The sequence below is a fragment of the Cellulosimicrobium cellulans genome (assembly GCF_006539945.1).
GTDB lineage: Bacteria > Actinomycetota > Actinomycetes > Actinomycetales > Cellulomonadaceae > Cellulosimicrobium > Cellulosimicrobium cellulans.
In genome coordinates this window covers 236344-252819 of record NZ_BJNZ01000002.1, presented here as the reverse complement: position 1 = coordinate 252819, position 16476 = coordinate 236344, and the positions used below count along the sequence as shown (strand labels likewise).

Sequence of the window (16476 nt, the reverse complement as noted above, 5' to 3'; positions counted from 1 at the left end):
CGGAAGTCATCGAGCAGGAGAGCAGGCGACGGCTGCGCCGACGTGGCGCACCCCACAGCGCCCGGTTGGAACGGCGGGCATCCGCCGGGCGTCCTACGCTCAAGGACGCGGGAGCGGACGGCACCAGCCGTTTCACTGCCCGGCGCGGTCGCACGGCCGCACGGGCGGTCACGCGCCCCGGCCGTCTCGTCGCTGAGCCGGGCGCTGGTGCGTCCGGCCGTCTGGAGCTCGTGTGTCAGGTAACGCCACTGCCAGGTTCACCAACGTCGCGCTGCTGTCCGTCACCAGTCGGCTTCCCGCCGGCGTGCGGACGTCTGCCGAGGTGCAGGAGCGTCTCGCTCCGGCGCTGCGGCGGTTGCGCCTCCCGTCGACGCTGCTGCAACGCGTGGCGGGCGTGCACGAGCGGCGCGCCTGGACCGCCCGGGAGGACGTCGACGCCGCCACGGTCGCCGCGGGGCAGGAGGCGTTGCGCGCCGCAGGGGTGGACCCGAGCGACGTCGGGCTCCTGATCAACACGTCGGTCACGCGCAAGCACCTCGAGCCGTCGGTCGCGGTGCGGCTGCACCACGGTCTCGACCTGCCGTCGTCCGCCACGAACTTCGACGTCGCCAACGCATGCCTCGGGTTCATCAACGGCATGAGCCTCGCCGCGGGCATGATCGAGTCCGGCCAGATCCGCTACGCGGTCGTCGTCGACGGCGAGGACGCCGACGTCATCCACGACCGCACGATAGGGCGGCTGCTGCGCGAGGACCGGGACCGCGACGACTTCATGCAGGAGTTCGCCTCGCTCACGCTCGGCTCCGGTTCGGCCGCCGCCGTGCTGGGCCGCGCCGACGAGCACCCGCGCGCCCACCGCGTGCTCGGCGGCGTCACTCGCGCCGCCACGCGGTTCCACGATCTGTGCGTGGGTAGCACCGAGGGCATGTTCACCGACGCCAAGGCGCTGCTCGAGGGCGGCCTCGAGCTCGTCGTGGACGCCTGGAAGGACGCCGTCGCCGACTGGGACTGGGCGTCCATGGACCGGTACGTCACGCACCAGGTCTCGCGCGTGCACACCGACGCGATCGTCGAGGCGGTGGGCCTGAACCCTTCGCGCGTGCCCGTCACCTACGACCGGCTCGGCAACGTGGGGCCGGCGTCCGTGCCGATCACGCTCGTCGAGGAGCAGGACACGCTCAGGGCCGGCGACCGCGTGCTGCTCATGGGCGTGGGCTCGGGCATCAACACGGCGATGCTGGAGCTGGCCTGGTGAGCGGGCCCGCCCGCACGCCCGCGACCGATCCCCTCCTGCGGCCCGCCGGCACCGTCCCGCACGGGCTGCCGGGCCTGGACCCGCGGTACAGCCACGTGCTGCGCGACGCCCGGGGCGCGACCTGGCACTACCTCGACACGGGTCCTGAGCTCGAGCGGCACGGGCTCGCGCCCGTCGGCACGGTGCTCGCCGTGCACGGCAACCCGACGTGGGCCTACCTGTGGCGGCGGCTCGTGACCGACTCCGTCGCCGCCGCCCGGGGCGGCGGTGCGGCGTGGCGTGTCGTCGCCGTCGACCAGCTCGAGATGGGGTTCTCCGCCCGCACGGGCGAGCACCGCCCGCTCGCCCGCCGCGTCTCCGACCTGGGCGCCTTCACCGATGCCCTCGGCCTGGCCGGGCCCGTCGTCACCCTCGGCCACGACTGGGGCGGCGTCGTCTCCCTCGGCTGGGCCGTCGACCACCCCGACCTGCTCGCCGGCGTCGCGCTGCTCAACACGGCCGTGCACCAGCCCGACGGCGCCGCGGTGCCCGCGCCGCTGCGCCTCGCGCTCGCCGGGCCCGTGCACCGGCTCGGGACCCGCACGACGCCCGCCTTCCTCGACACGACGCTCGCCCTGGCGCGCCCGCGCCTGCCCGCCGAGGTCGCCAGCGCCTACCGGCTGCCCTACCGCACCGCGCCCGACCGCGACGGGATCGAGGGCTTCGTCGCCGACATCCCTGTGGACGCCGCGCACCCCAGCGCGCCCGAGCTCGACCGCATCGCCGCTGGCGTCACGCGGCTCCGCGTGCCCGCCGTGCTGCTCTGGGGACCGCACGACTCGGTGTTCTCCGACCGCTACCTCGACGACCTCGTGCGCCGGCTGCCGCACGCGCGCGTGCACCGGTACGCGGACGCCGGCCATCTCGTCGCCGAGGACGCGGACTGGACGCCCGCCGTCCTCGGCTGGCTCGAGGGGGAGGTGCTGCCCAGGGCCGGTGCCGGAGGTCGCGCTGAGTCCTCCGCCTCGCACGGCGATCGTCCGTCGTTCGTGCCGTTGTGGGCGGGGCTCGACGCGCGGGCGGGGGAGGACGCGCCCGCGGTGCTGGACATGGCGTCGACCGATGCCGACGGGTCGGCCCGGGTCGTGAGCTGGCGGGCGCTGGACCGGCAGGTGCGGCGGGTGGCCGCGGGGCTGCACGCGATCGGGGTGCGCCGGGGCGACCGGGTGTCGCTGCTGGTCCAACCGGGGCCCACGCTGACCGCGCTGGTCTACGCGTGCCTGCGGATCGGGGCCGTCGTGGTGGTCGCCGACGCCGGGCTGGGGGTGCGCGGGCTCACCCGCGCCCAGCGCGGGGCGTGGCCGCGGTTCGTCGTCGCGCAGACCAAGGGGTTGGCCGCGGCACGCGCCCTCGGCTGGCCCGGCGTGCGGATCTCGGCCGACCCGCTCGCGCCCGTGGTCCGGCGGGCGCTGGGCGTGACGCACGAGCTCGTCGACGTCGCGCGCGCCGGGGCGGGCACCGCGCTGCCGCCCGAGCCCGGCCCCGACGACGAGGCCGCCGTGCTGTTCACGTCCGGGTCCACGGGCCCGGCCAAGGGCGTCGTGTACTCGCACGCCCGCCTCTCCGCCTTGCGGGACACGCTCGCCGAGCACTTCGACGTCGGCCCCGACACCGGACTCGTCACGGGCTTCGCCCCGTTCGCGCTGCTCGGGCCCGCGCTCGGCACCCGGTCGGTGACGCCGCGCATGGACGTCTCCTCGCCGCGCACGCTCACCGCCCGGGCCGTCGCCGACGCCGTGCGCGCGTCGGACGCGCGCATCGTCTTCCTCTCACCCGCCGCGATCCTCAACGTGGTCGCGACCGCCGACGCGCTCGACGCCGCCGACCGCACCGCCCTCGCGCGCGTGCGCACGTTCCTCTCCACGGGCGCGCCGATCTCGCCCGAGCTGCTCGGTTCGGCCGCCGAGCTCATGCCCGCCGCCACCGCGCACACCCCGTACGGGATGACGGAGTGCCTGCTGGTCACGGACGTCACGCTCGACGGCATCCGCGACGCCGCCGCGGCCCCCGACGCGGGCGTGTGCGTGGGCCGCCCCGTGCCCGGGGCGGACGTGCTCGTCAGCGCGCTCGACGACGACGGCGCCGCGACCGGCGTGCCGTCGGACGCGCCCGGCGTGCTCGGCGAGGTCCTCGTGCGGGCCGGGCACCTCAAGGAGCGCTACGACCGCCTGTGGCTCACCGACCAGGCCGCCGAGCGCGGCACCCCGCCCGGGCACTGGCACCGCACCGGCGACGTCGGGCACCTCGACGCGCAGGGCCGCCTGTGGATCGAGGGGCGGCTCGCGCACGTGCTCCGCACCGCCGACGGCCCGCTGGCGCCCGTGGGGCCGGAGCAGCACGTGGAGCGGGTCGCGCAGGTGCGGCGGGCCGCCGTCGTCGGCGTCGGGCCTGCGGGCCTGCAGCAGGCGGTCGTGGTGGTCGAGACCGTGCCCGGCGTCTTGCGCCCCGGGCTGGCGCCCGAGGCGCTGACCGCCGCCGTGCGCGCCGTGTCACCCGTGGCGCTCGCGGCCGTTCTCGTGGTGCCGCGCATGCCCACCGACGTGCGACACAACTCCAAGATCGACCGGGCGCGCCTTGCGGCCTGGGCGGACGGCATCCTCGCCGGCGGGCGGGTGGGGCAGCCGTGACCGTGCTCGTGACCGGGGCGTCGGGGCTGCTCGGAGGCGCCGTCGCCCGTGCGCTCGTCGCACGCGGCGACGAGGTCCGCACGCTCCAGCGTCGCGCCTCCGGCGTGCCGGGCGCCGAGGACGTCCGGGGGTCCGTGACCGACCCGGCGGCCGTCGCACGCTCCGTCGAGGGCGTCGACGCGGTCGTGCACCTCGCGGCCAAGGTCTCGCTCGCGGGCGAGCCCGCGGAGTTCCACGCCGTGAACGTGAAGGGCACGCGCGTGCTCCTCGACGCGGCCGAGCGCGCCGGGGTCGAGCGGTTCGTGCAGGTGTCCTCGCCGTCCGTGGCGCACCTGGGCTCGTCCCTGGTGGGGGCGGGCACGACGCCGGCCGACCCCCGGCACGCGCGCGGCGACTACGCGCGCACCAAGGCGGCGGGCGAGCTGCTCGCCCTGGGCCGCGACCGCCGTCGGCGGCCGGACGGGTCCGGCGAGACCGGACCGAGCGTCGTCGCCGTGCGTCCGCACCTCGTGTGGGGGCCGGGCGACACCCAGCTCGTCGAGCGGGTGCTCGAACGGGCGGCGGACGGGCGCCTGCCCCTGCTGGGGCACGGCGCGGCGCTCATCGACACGCTCTACGTGGACAACGCCGCGGACGGCATCCTCGCCGCGCTCGACCGCGCCCACGACGTGCACGGCCGCGCGTACGTGCTGACCAACGGCGAGCCGCGCACCGTCGCCGACCTGCTCACGGGTATCTGCCGGGCGGGCGGCGTCGAGCCACCGCGGTGGCGCGTCCCGGCCGGGGTCGCACGGGCAATGGGCAGCCTGGTCGAGGCCGTCTGGCGTGTGCGCCCGGGCGCCGACGAGCCACCGATGACGCGCTTCCTGGCCGAGCAGCTGTCGACCGCGCACTGGTTCGACCAGCGGGCCACACGCCGCGACCTTCACTGGCGCCCCGCCGTGAGCGTCGACGAGGGGCTGCGGCGCCTGGCCGCGCACTACGGCGGCACGGCCGTCTGACGGCGGTCCGGTCGCCGGCGTCAGACGCTGAAGTACTTGGCCTCGGGGTGATGGAACACGAACGCGTCGGTCGACTGCTCCGGGTGGAGCTGGAGCTCCGCGGAGAGCTCGACGCCCACGCGCTCGGGGCGCAGGAGCTCGACGACCTTGGTGCGGTCCTCCATGTCCGGGCAGGCGGGGTAGCCGAGCGAGAACCGGGCGCCGCGGTACTCCAGCTTGAACATGCCCTCGACCTCGGTGGGGTCCTCGTCGGCGAACCCGAGCTCGGCGCGCACACGCGAGTGCCACATCTCCGCCAGCGCCTCGGTGAGCTGCACGGACAGGCCGTGGAGCTCCATGTACTCGCGGTAGTGGTTCCCGGCGAAGAGCTTCGCGGTGTGCTGGTCGACGCTCGCGCCCATGGTGACGAGCTGCACGGGCAGCACGTCGTAGCGGCCGGTCTCCTCGACCCACGACCGCGGCTTGACGAAGTCGGCGAGGCACAGGTGCCGGTCTCGGCGCTGGCGCGGGAACGTGAAGCGCAGCCGCTCGGTCCCCGGCTCGCCGCCTGACCCGCCGTCGGGCGCCCCCAGCCCTGCGAGCCCGGCGCCGTGGTGCGCGACGACGACGTCGTCGCCCTCCGACCACACCGGGAAGTACCCGTACACGACCGACGGGTCGACCATGCCCTCGGTCCGGATGCGGTCGAGCCACTCGTTGAGCCGCGGGCGGCCCTCGGTCTCGACCAGCTCCTCGTACGACGCACCGTCGTCGCCACGCCCCGGCTTGAGCCCCCACTGCCCCATGAACGTCGCGCGCTCGTCGAGGAACGCCGCGTAGTCGGCGAGGCGCACGCCCTTCACGAGCCGCGTCCCCCAGAACGGGGGATCGGGCACGGGGTTGTCCGCCGCGACGTCGGACCGCGCGGGCAGGTCCTCGACCGGCGTCTCGGTCACGGTGACCACCGCGTGGCGGCGCTTCTTCAGGGCGGGCAGCCCGACCGCGTCGGGCGACTCGCCGCGTGCGACGCGCACGAGCGGCTCCATGAGCCGAAGCCCCTCGAACGCGTCGCGCGCGTACCGGACCACGCCGGGGAACTGGCCCGCGAGGTCGTCCTCGACGTACGTGCGCGTGAGCGCCGCGCCCCCGAGCAGCACCGGCCAGCGCTCGCCCAACCCGCGCGAGGCGAGCTCCGCGAGGTTCTCCTTCATGACGACCGTCGACTTCACGAGCAGCCCCGACATCCCGATGACGTCGGCGTCGTGCTGCTCGGCCGCCTCGATCATGGCGGTGATCGGCTGCTTGATGCCGATGTTGACGACCGTGTAGCCGTTGTTCGTGAGGATGATGTCGACGAGGTTCTTGCCGATGTCGTGCACGTCGCCGCGCACGGTCGCGAGCACGATCGTGCCCTTCGACCCGGACTCGCCCTCGACCTTCTCCATGTGCGGCTCGAGGTACGCGACCGCCGTCTTCATGGCCTCCGCGGACTGCAGCACGAACGGGAGCTGCATCTCGCCGCGCCCGAACAGGTCGCCGACGACCTTCATGCCCTCGAGCAGGTGGTCGTTGACGATCTCGAGCGGCTTCAGCCCGGACGCCATCGCGGCGTCGAGGTCGTCCTCCAGGCCCTTGCGCGCGCCGTCGACGATGCGTCGCTCGAGGCGCTCGCCGACGGGCAGCGCGGCCATCTCGGCGGCACGGGCGTCCTTGAGGGCCGCGGAGTCCACGCCCTCGAACAGGTCGAGCAGGCGGGCGAGCGGGTCGTGCACGAGGTTCCCCTCGTCGTCGTACCGACGCCGGTCCCACACGAGGTCGAGCGCGGCCTCGCGCTGCTCGTCGGGGATCTGCGAGAGGGGAAGGATCTTCGCCGCGTGCACGATCGCGGAGTCCAGCCCGGCCTCGACCGCCTCGTGGAGGAACACCGAGTTGAGCACGGTGCGTGCCGCGGGGTTGAGGCCGAACGACACGTTCGAGACGCCGAGTGTCGTGTGGATGCCGGGGTAGCGGCGCGTGATCTCGCGGATCGCCTCGATCGTCTCGATCGCGTCGCGCCGCGTCTCCTCCTGGCCCGTGGCGATGGGGAACGTCAGGGCGTCGACGATGATGTCGTCCACGCGCATGCCCCAGTCGCGCGTGAGCGTCTCGACGAGCCGGGTCGCGATCTCCACCTTGCCCGCCGCGGTGCGCGCCTGGCCCTCCTCGTCGATCGTCAGCGCGACGACGGCCGCCCCGTGCTCGACGACGTGCGGCATGATCCGCGCGAACCGCGACGTCGGCCCGTCGCCGTCCTCGAAGTTCACCGAGTTCACGACGGCGCGCCCGCCCACGAGCTCGAGCCCTGCCGCGATGACCTCGGGCTCGGTCGAGTCGATGACGAGCGGGAGCGTCGACGCGCTCGCGAGGCGTGAGACGACCTGCTTCACGTCCGCGACGCCGTCGCGCCCCACGTAGTCGATGCACACGTCGAGCAGGTGCGCGCCGTCGCGCGTCTGGGCGCGCGCGATCTCGACGCACTCGTCCCAGTTCTCCGCGAGCATCGCCTCGCGGAACGCCTTGGAACCGTTCGCGTTGGTGCGCTCGCCGATCGCGAGGAACGACGCGTCCTGGTGCAGGTCGGTGTGCGAGTACAGGCTCGCGACGCCGTTCTCCCGCTCCGGGTGCCGCTCAACGATGGGTTGTGCACGCACCGCCTCGACGACGCGGCGCAGGTGCTCGGGCGTCGTGCCGCAGCAGCCGCCCACGAGGCCCAGACCGAACTCGGTGACGAACTGCGTGTGCGCGGCGGCGAGCTCGTCGGGCGTGAGCGGGTACGACGCACCGTTCGGGCCGAGCACGGGGAGCCCCGCGTTGGGCATGCACGTCACGGGGATCTCCGCGTGCCGCGACAGGTGCCGCAGGTGCTCGCTCATCTCGGCCGGGCCGGTCGCGCAGTTGAGGCCGATCGCGTCGACGTCGAGCGCCTGGAGGGTCGTGAGCGCGGCCCCGATCTCGGAGCCCATGAGCATCGTGCCCGTGGTCTCGACCGTCACCTGGACGATCACGGGGACCTCGCGCCCGACGTCGCGCATCGCGTTCCGCGACCCCGTCACCGCGGCCTTCGCCTGGAGCAGGTCCTGGCTCGTCTCGACGAGGATCGCGTCGACCCCGCCCTCCAGCAGTCCGGCGGCCTGCTCCGCGAACGTGTCGCGCAGGTGCGCGTACGTCGTGTGGCCGAGGCTCGGCAGCTTGGTCCCGGGCCCCATCGAGCCGAGCACCCACCGGGGCTGCTCGTCGGTCGCGAACGCGTCGGCGCGCTCGCGCGCGATCCGTGCCCCGGCCGCGGCGAGCTCGCGGATGCGGTCGTCGATGTCGTAGTCCGAGAGGTTGGACCAGTTGGCGCCGAACGTGTTCGTCTCGATCGCGTCGACCCCGACCTCGAGGTACGCGTCGTGCACGGCCGCGATGATGTCGGGCCGTGAGACGTTGAGGATCTCGTTGCAGCCCTCGAGCCCCTGGTAGTCCTCCAGGCTCGGGTCCTGCTCCTGGATCATCGTGCCCATCGCGCCGTCGGCGACGACGACGCGCGTGCGCAGCGCGTCGGCAAGGGCCCGGGAACGGGCGTCGGCGAGGTCCTGGGGTACGACGATCGGCATGCTCGCAGCGTAGATCGAGCTCGCCCGGTCGTGGGATGCCGTCTCAGCGGGACCCGACCGCTGCCGAGCGATGCGTCTCGGGGCGAGCGATGCGTCCAGGAACGCATCGCTCGAGCCGGGACGCATCGCTCGGAGTCCGGGAGAGGCGGGAAAAGCGCGTGCCCGACGGCGCGGGCGCACCTACCGTGGTCGGCATGTCCTCTCCCGCGACCGACCAGGTCGAGAACCCGGCCCCCACGACGCTCGCCCCGATCGCCGAGCGCGCCGCCGCGCCGTCGACCCTGCCGACCGTGACCGTGGGCGACCTGGCCTGGCGCCCCGCCGAGCCGGCCGACGCGCCCGCGCTGCTGGCCCTGCGCAACGGGATCGCCGAGGCGGACCAGGAGCCGTACCGCGAGACGATCGGCGAGATCGAGGAGCTGTTCACCGCGCCGTGGCGCGACCTCGCGGCCGACTCGCTCGTCGGCGTCGACACCGACGGGACGCTGCGCGCGTACGCCCTGGTCGACACCAACCCGGGCGACGCGAACACCGTGCGCGCGTTCCTCTGGGGCGGCGTCCATCCCACCCACCGTGAGCGCGGCGTCGGGCGCGAGCTGTTCGCCTGGGAGATCGCGCGCGGGCGCCAGCTCCTCGCGGCGAGCGGCAAGGAGCTGCCCGCGCGCCTGCTGACGTACGGCGAGGACACCGACCCTCCGGCGAAGGCGCGGCTCTACGCGCGCTTCGGGCTCGAGACCCGACGCTTCTACTCCGACCTGCGTCGCGACCTCTCGACACCGATCCCCGAGGTGCCGCTCGACGGGTCGCTGCGTCTCGTCCCGTGGTCGACCGAGCTCGACGAGGCGACCCGCCTCGCGCACAACGACGCGTTCCGCGACCACTGGGGGAGCGAGCCCCGCACCGCCGAGGCGTGGACGCACGGGCGCAGCGAGTTCGCGCCGCAGTGGTCGTTCCTCGTGGTGGACGACGCGCCCGACGTCGACGCGCTCCTCGCCGACCCGGCCACGGACCCCGAGACCGCCGCGGCGCTCCGCGCTGGCGAGCCGCTCGTCGTCGGCTACGAGATGGCCGGCCGCTACGACGAGGACTTCCCCGTGCGCGGCTACACGTTCGGCTACACCGAGATCCTCGGCGTGCGCAGCGCATACCGGGGGCGTCGCGTCGCCGTCGCGGCGCTCGCGGCGGGGATGCGCGCCTTCGCCGCGGACGGCATGCAGTACGCCGCGCTCGACGTCGACACCGAGAACCCGTCCGGCGCGCACGGCCTCTACGCGAGCCTGGGCTACGAGAAGGTCACCGGCTCGCGCATGTACTCGATCGAGCTGTGACGACGGCCCACGAGATCGGCAGGAGCGGTCAGAGCGACGAGGCGGAGAGAGCGTTGCAGTCCTGGATCGTGCCGCCGTTGTAGCCGATGGTGAACCAGCGCTGGCGCTGCTCGCTCGAGCCGTGGGTCCAGCCCTCGGGGTTCACCTGGCCGGTCGCGGCCTCCTGGATGCGGTCGTCGCCGACGGCGGACGCGGCGGACAGCGCGTCGTTCAGCTCCTGGTCGGTGATCGGCGCGAGGAACGTCACGCCGGTGTCCGGGTCGACGGTGCTCGCGGCGTGGCTGGCCCACATGCCGGCCAGGCAGTCGGCCATGAGCTCGATGCGGACGGAGTCGGACTCGGGGCCGGAGCCCTGGCGGTCGGCCGCGTCCATCGCGCCGACGAGCTGCTCGATGTGGTGACCGAACTCGTGCGCCACGACGTACATCTCCGCGAGGCCGCCGTCGTTGGCGCCGAACCGGTTCGTCAGGTCGTCGTAGAAGCCGAGGTCGATGTAGACGGTCTGGTCGGGCGGGCAGTAGAACGGCCCGACGGCGCTGGTCGCGGCGCCGCAGCCCGTCGAGACCTGGTCGGTGAAGCTCACGACCTCGGGCTGCGCGTACTCGACCCCTGCCTGCTGGGGGAGCGCCTCGGCCCAGTAGGCGTCGAGCGACTGGACCGTGCCGTTGAGGCGGCACTCGCGCGTCGTGTTCGCCTCCTCGGCGGTGCACGTGTCGATGTACTCCTGCTGGCCCTCGCCGTACGCGCCGGAGTCGGACCCGTCGCCGCCCGTGAGCGCGCTGAGGTCCACGCCCGTCTGGTTGCCGAGGAACGCGACGAGCAACGCGACGAGCACGGCCCCGATCCCGCCGCCCGCGATCATCGTGCCGCGCCGACCGCCGCCCTTGCGGACCCGCCCGCCCTCGAACGAGCCACCCTCCTGGAAAGTCACAGGTCAACGCTACCGCCGGGCGGTGCACCAGGCGTCCTGGCCGGGGTGTCCGACCGCCGCGCGAGCGCGATCCCGGTCTCGAGCAGCCGCCTCGCACGTGCCCCGGCGGAATGGGGTGGGACGCGACGCCGGGCCCCCGTAGAATCGACGAGGCCCGGACGCCGGGGCGCACGCACCCCGGCCCCACGACGAGCCGCCGGCCGACCGGTCCGGCGAGGGCCGTCGTCGGGCACCCGCACCACCCGAGAGGACCCTCCCGTGATCACCGCTCACGGCGTCGAGCTGCGCGTCGGCGCCCGCGTCCTGCTGCACGAGGCGACCTTCCAGATCGCCTCGGGCGACCGGATCGGTCTCGTCGGGCGCAACGGCGCCGGCAAGACGACCCTGACCAAGACGCTCGCGGGGGAGACCCAGCCGACGGCGGGGAAGATCACGCGCGGCAACGACATCGGCTACCTGCCGCAGGACCCGCGCACGGGCGACCTCGACGTCATCGCGATGGACCGGGTGCTCTCGGCCCGCAGCCTCGACAAGATCGTGCGCCAGATGCGTGAGACCGAGGGCGCGATGGCGAGCGCCGACGTCGAGACGCACGAGGCTGCCATGGAGCGGTACCCGAAGCTCGAGGCGCGCTTCCTCGCCGCCGGCGGGTACGCCGCCGAGAGCGAGGCGCACCGGATCACGAGCAACCTCGGCCTCGACGACCGGGTCCTCGGCCAGCCGCTGAGCACGCTGTCCGGCGGTCAGCGCCGCCGCATCGAGCTCGCGCGCATCCTGTTCTCCGGGGTCGAGACGCTGCTCCTCGACGAGCCGACGAACCACCTCGACGCGGACTCGATCATCTGGCTGCGCGACTACCTCAAGTCGTACAGCGGCGGGTTCGTCGTGATCTCCCACGACGTCGAGCTGCTGCGCGCCACCGTGAACAAGGTCTTCCACCTGGACGCGAACCGTGGCGAGCTCGACCAGTACAACCTCGGCTGGGACGCGTACCTCGCGCAGCGCGAGTCGGACGAGCGCCGCCGCCGTCGCGAGCGGCAGAACGCGGAGAAGAAGGCCGGGGCGCTGCTCGCCCAGGGCGAGAAGATGCGGGCCAAGGCCACCAAGGCCGTCGCCGCGCAGCAGATGATGCGGCGCGCCGAGAAGATGCTCGCAGGGCTGGAGGGCGAGCGCCAGAGCGACAAGGTCGCCAAGCTGCGGTTCCCCAAGCCCGCGCCGTGCGGACGCACGCCGCTCACCGCGAGCGGGCTGTCCAAGGCGTACGGGTCGCAGGAGGTCTTCGCGGGCGTCGACCTCGCGATCGACCGCGGGAGCCGCGTCGTCGTCCTGGGCCTCAACGGGGCGGGCAAGACGACGCTCCTGCGCATCCTCGGCGGCGTGGAGGAGCCGGACACGGGAGAGGTGCACCCCGGGCACGGCCTGAAGATCGGCTACTACGCCCAGGAGCACGACACGCTCGACATGGACGCGACGGTCGTCGAGAACCTGCGCCACGCCGCGCCCGACCTCACCGACACCCAGGTGCGCTCCGTGCTCGGGTCGTTCCTGTTCTCGGGCGACGACGCGGAGAAGCCGACGAACGTGCTCTCCGGCGGGGAGAAGACGCGCCTCGCGCTCGCGACGCTCGTCGTCTCGGCTGCGAACGTGCTGCTCCTCGACGAGCCGACGAACAACCTCGACCCGGCTTCGCGCGCCGAGATCCTCGGGGCGCTCAAGACGTACGAGGGCGCCGTCGTCATGGTCACGCACGACGACGGCGCGGTCGAGGCGCTCGAGCCCGAGCGCGTCCTGCTGCTGCCCGACGGTGACGAGGACCTGTGGAGCGACGAGTACGCGGAGCTCGTCTCGCTCGCCTGAGGCACCCTTCGGAGAACGCCGTGCCCGCGCGCGACGGGTGGCGCGGCGTCAGGTGAGGAGACGCCGCCGGTAGCCCTCGGCCACCGCCGAGGCGCGGTCGCGGACGCCGAGCTTGTCGTAGACGTGCTGCAGGTGGGTCTTGATGCTCGCCTCGCCGATGAACAGCGCGGCGGCGGCCTCGCGGTTCGAGCAGCCGTTCGCCACGAGCTGGAGCACCTGCTTCTCCCGGTCGGTCAGCGTGCCGGCGCCCGGCCTGCGCACCTGTCCCATCAGGTGCTGGGTCACCGACGGCGCGAGCACCGACTCCCCGCGCCCGGCGGCGCGGACGGCCCGGATCAGGTCGTCGGGCAGCGCGTCCTTCAGGAGGTAGCCGATCGCGCCCGCCTCGATCGCCGGGAGGACGTCGCTCTCGCTGTCGAAGGTGGTCAGGACCAGCACCCGGGCGTCCGGGACCTGCTCGCGCAGGGCCGCCGTCGCCGCGACGCCGTCCGTCCCGGGCATGCGCAGGTCCATGAGCACGACGTCCGCCGCGAGCGACCGCGCACGGTCGACCCCCTCGGCGCCGTCGCCGGCCTCGCCGACGACGACGATGTCCTCGACGTCCGCGAAGGTGTCGCGCAGGCCTCCCCGCACGACCGGGTGGTCGTCGACGATCACGAGTCGAAGCATCGGCCGGTCTACTCCTTCTCCGTCATTCCCCCGGGAGCGATCGCCGGGACGCGAGCGCTCACGGAGGTTCCCTCGCCCGGCGCGCTCTGCACCTCGAGGTGACCGCCGACCCCTCTGATCCGCTGGCGCATGCTCGTCAGGCCGAAGCCGGTGCCGACCCCTGCGGCGAACCCGCGCCCATCATCCCGCACGTCCAGCAGCACCTCGGCGCCCGCGTACGACAGCGTGACCCCGACGCGCGAGGCCTCCGCGTGCTTCGCCACGTTGGTCAGCGACTCCTGCACGACCCGGAAGAGCGAGACCTCGATCGCCGGGCTCAGCGGTTCCCGGACCCCGGTGATCTCGACGTGAGCGCGGACGTCGTGGTCGTGCGACCAGCGCTCCGTCAGGGTGCGCAGCGCGTCGGGGAGGTGCGCGCGCCCGAGCTCCTGGGGTCCGAGCGCCTGCACGGACCGTCGGGCCTCCGCGAGGCTGCTGCGCGCGAGCCGGAGCGCCCGCGCGACGTGCGCGTCGGTCTCGCCCGGCGCGTGCACGGAACGTTCCGCGGCCTGGAGCTGCGTGATGATGCCCGCCAGGCCTTGCGCCAGGGTGTCGTGGATCTCGCGGGCCAGTCGTTGCCGCTCGTCCTGGGCGCCGGACTCCCGGGCCTGGACGACGAGCTGGGCATGGAGCCCGGCGTTCTCGTGCAGCGCGGCCTCGAGCCGCTCGACCAGCTCCTCGCGCTTGCGTTCCGCCGACTCGCTGCGCGCTGCCAGCAGGATGCCCGCACCGATCGCCGCCGTCTGCACGGCGACGACGAGCACGAGCTCGGCGAGCAGCTCCGGTGTCGGGTCGGCCCACACGCTCATCGCCGAGCCGTTGAGGGCCACGGAGGTGACGAGGACGCCGAGCACGCCGAGCGGCCAGGGCGTGAGCAGGTACGCGTGGAAGAAGCCCGCGACGGTGAAGACCAGGAAGATCTCGGAGTAGGTCATGAGGGTGACGCACAGCGCCAGCAGGCCGACGAAGTAGATGCCCGCCGGGACGGGACGCAGCGTCCCCCTCCGCAGGGGAAGCGTGTGCCCGCACAGGACCCACAGCGCCGAGACCGCGACCAGCCCGAGGACCGAGGCGCCCTCGGGCCAGAAGCGCTCACCGGACGCCGGGAGCACCCCCGCGAAGTAGATCGCGGTCGAGACCGTCAGGAGCAGCCACGGGGTGAACAGCTGGAGGAGGTCCCAGACCCGGAGCTGGTCCGCCTTCCAGGCCCGGGTCGTGGCGCCCGGGGACGGCGCACCCTCGGCGACGGCGGGTCCGCGCGCCCCGGAGGTCGGGCGCTCGACGGCCCCGGCGTCCTGCATCGTCGACTCCTGTTCCGGTCCGGCTCCCGGTCCTAGTCCCAGCGGAAGAGCTTCGCGGCGACCGCGCCCGCGACCAGCGCGATGCCGGCCATTATGGCCATCTGCAGCCAGAACGGCTGCCCACCGGCCGTGGCCGTGAGCGAGCCCGCCTCGGCGGACCACGCCGTGGTCAGGGCCTGCAGCCCCGGTGGGACCACGTCGCCGACCGCGCGCAGCAGGTCGGGCATGAGGACGCGGGGCAGGAACGCCCCGCCGAAGAACATCAGCGCGACGAACAGGAGGGTGCCGACCTGGTTCGCCGCACTGCTCGTGCGGACCACCGCGGCGGAGACCAGCCCGAGCCCGAGCAGCGCCGCGAAGCCGACGACGAACGCGACGACGAACTCCAGCGGTCGTTCCGGTGGGGCGATGCCCAGCACCACCCACGCGGCGAGGACCAGGAGCGCCGCGGAGACCACCACGGAGGCGAACGCGACGACCACCTGGGCGAGGAGGACGCTCCGCGGGTGCGCCGGGGTGGTCGACAGCCGGCGCAGGATGCCGCGCTCCCGGTACGTCGCGATCACCGCCGGGACGTGCTGCACCGCGATCATCACCATCCCGAACACCAGCGCGGTCGGCGCCCAGACGTCGATGGGCCGGAGGCCGCCGGTCTCCGGCGTCGGCTCCCTGAGCGTCGGTATGGTGCCCAGGCCGAGCAGGAGCGCCGTCGGGAACAGCACGCCGAAGACGACGGTCGTGGAGTCCCGGAGGAAGAGCCTCGACTCGACCCGGACCAGCTTCCGGAGCGCGGGCATCAGCCGGCCCTCCGCGCGGAGGCGTCCGCGGACCCCGGGGGTCGCCCCGTCAGGGCGACGAACGCGTCGTCGAGGGTGCGCTGGTCGACGCGGAGGTCCTCCGCCACGACGTCCGCCCGGGCGAGAGCCCCGGCGACGCTGCTCAGGAGCTGCCCGCGGCCCGTGACCCGCCAGCGGTCCGCGGTGTTCTCGACGTCGGTCACCTCGGGAAGCCCGGTCAGGACGCTCCTGTCCAGGGGTTGGCTCACGCGGAACCGGACCTGCTGCGCGGCGTTCGCCTGCGCGACCAGGCCCGCGGGCGTGTCCACCGCCGCGACCCGCCCACCGCTGACGACGGCGATCCGGTCGCAGAGGCGCTCGGCCTCGTCCATGAAGTGCGTGACGAGGACGATCGTGACGCCCGTGTCCCGGACGCGCTCGACGAGGCTCCAGGTGTCGCGCCTCGCCTGCGGGTCCAGTCCCGTCGTGAGCTCGTCGAGGATCGCGACCTTCGGGCCTCCGACGAGCGCGAGCGCGATCGACAGCCGCTGCTTCTGCCCGCCGGACAGCGCCTTGTACCGGGTGTCGCGCTTCTCGGAGAGGTCGAGGAGCTCCAAGAGCTCGCGCCAGTCGACGGGGTCCCGGTAGAAGGAGCCGTAGAGGTCGAGCGCCTCGGTGACCGTGATCGCGTCGGGGAAGCTGCTCTCCTGCAGCTGCACGCCCAGCCGCTCCCGCACCTCGGCGCGGTCCGTGGTCGGGTCGAGACCCAGCACCGAGACGGACCCGGAGTCGGGCGTGCGCAGGCCGGCGACGCACTCCACGGTCGTCGTCTTCCCGGCGCCGTTCGGCCCGATGATGCCGAAGATCTCGCCGTCCTCGACGGTCAGGGACACGTCGTCGACGGCGACGCGGTGCCCGTAGCGTTTGTGCAGGTTGCGCACTTCCAGAGCGGTCATGCGGCGACGCTACGGTCGCCGGTCACCGGGCCACATCGACCGTCGCGGCGCTGCCGAGGTGGACGCGCGCCTCCACCGTTCGG

At 73.9% G+C, this 16476-nt stretch carries 11 protein-coding genes; 5 read left to right on the top strand and 6 right to left on the bottom strand.

The window, feature by feature from the left end:
- Positions 1–232: 232 nt before the first annotated feature.
- From CCE02nite_RS02685 to CCE02nite_RS02675, 3 genes are read left to right on the top strand one after another with little or no spacing between them, the layout of a single operon-like run.
- A complete protein-coding gene (locus CCE02nite_RS02685; protein ID WP_141387921.1) occupies positions 233–1255 on the top strand; it encodes a 3-oxoacyl-ACP synthase III in 1023 nt (340 codons plus the stop codon).
- A complete protein-coding gene (locus tag CCE02nite_RS02680; protein ID WP_255318590.1) occupies positions 1252–3921 on the top strand; it encodes an alpha/beta fold hydrolase in 2670 nt (889 codons plus the stop codon). The genes CCE02nite_RS02685 and CCE02nite_RS02680 overlap by 4 nt, the downstream gene beginning before the upstream one ends.
- Positions 3918–4922 (top strand): NAD-dependent epimerase/dehydratase family protein, encoded by a 1005-nt coding sequence (locus CCE02nite_RS02675; protein ID WP_141387919.1) that lies wholly within the window; start codon positions 3918–3920, stop codon positions 4920–4922. Before CCE02nite_RS02680 ends, CCE02nite_RS02675 begins: the two co-directional genes overlap by 4 nt.
- Positions 4923–4942: 20 nt before the next feature.
- On the opposite strand, the gene metH is transcribed toward CCE02nite_RS02675, so the two are convergent.
- Entirely contained in the window at positions 4943–8536 is a 3594-nt protein-coding gene (gene metH / locus CCE02nite_RS02670; RefSeq protein WP_141387917.1) for a methionine synthase, read from the bottom strand.
- A 194-nt stretch (positions 8537–8730) separates the two neighbouring features.
- On the opposite strand from metH, the gene CCE02nite_RS02665 reads away from it, so the two are divergent.
- A complete protein-coding gene (locus tag CCE02nite_RS02665; RefSeq protein ID WP_141387915.1) occupies positions 8731–9864 on the top strand; it encodes a GNAT family N-acetyltransferase in 1134 nt (377 codons plus the stop codon).
- Positions 9865–9892: 28 nt separating this feature from the next.
- Here the strand turns inward: CCE02nite_RS02665 and ypfJ are convergent, their stop codons facing one another.
- Positions 9893–10795 carry a KPN_02809 family neutral zinc metallopeptidase gene (ypfJ, locus tag CCE02nite_RS02660; protein WP_141387913.1) on the bottom strand — a complete coding sequence of 301 codons (903 nt, stop codon included), beginning with the start codon at positions 10793–10795 and terminating at the stop codon, positions 9893–9895.
- Positions 10796–11053: 258 nt separating this feature from the next.
- Between ypfJ and CCE02nite_RS02655 the strand changes: the two genes are divergently transcribed.
- A complete protein-coding gene (locus CCE02nite_RS02655; protein ID WP_141387911.1) occupies positions 11054–12652 on the top strand; it encodes an ABC-F family ATP-binding cassette domain-containing protein in 1599 nt (532 codons plus the stop codon).
- 48 nt (positions 12653–12700) lie between these two features.
- Here CCE02nite_RS02655 and CCE02nite_RS02650 read toward each other — a convergent pair whose 3' ends face one another.
- From CCE02nite_RS02650 to CCE02nite_RS02635, 4 genes are read right to left on the bottom strand one after another with little or no spacing between them, the layout of a single operon-like run.
- A complete protein-coding gene (locus tag CCE02nite_RS02650; protein WP_141387909.1) occupies positions 12701–13321 on the bottom strand; it encodes a response regulator in 621 nt (206 codons plus the stop codon).
- 8 nt (positions 13322–13329) lie between these two features.
- The gene (locus CCE02nite_RS02645) at positions 13330–14661 is read right to left on the bottom strand and encodes a sensor histidine kinase (RefSeq protein ID WP_141387907.1); all 1332 of its coding nucleotides are present in this window, start codon (positions 14659–14661) and stop codon (positions 13330–13332) included.
- 32 nt (positions 14662–14693) lie between these two features.
- Positions 14694–15458, bottom strand: a complete 765-nt coding sequence (locus tag CCE02nite_RS02640; protein ID WP_141387905.1) for an ABC transporter permease — start codon at positions 15456–15458, stop codon at positions 14694–14696.
- Entirely contained in the window at positions 15458–16393 is a 936-nt protein-coding gene (locus CCE02nite_RS02635; protein ID WP_141387903.1) for an ABC transporter ATP-binding protein, read from the bottom strand. The genes CCE02nite_RS02640 and CCE02nite_RS02635 overlap by 1 nt, the downstream gene beginning before the upstream one ends.
- Between the last annotated feature and the right edge of the window lie 83 nt (positions 16394–16476).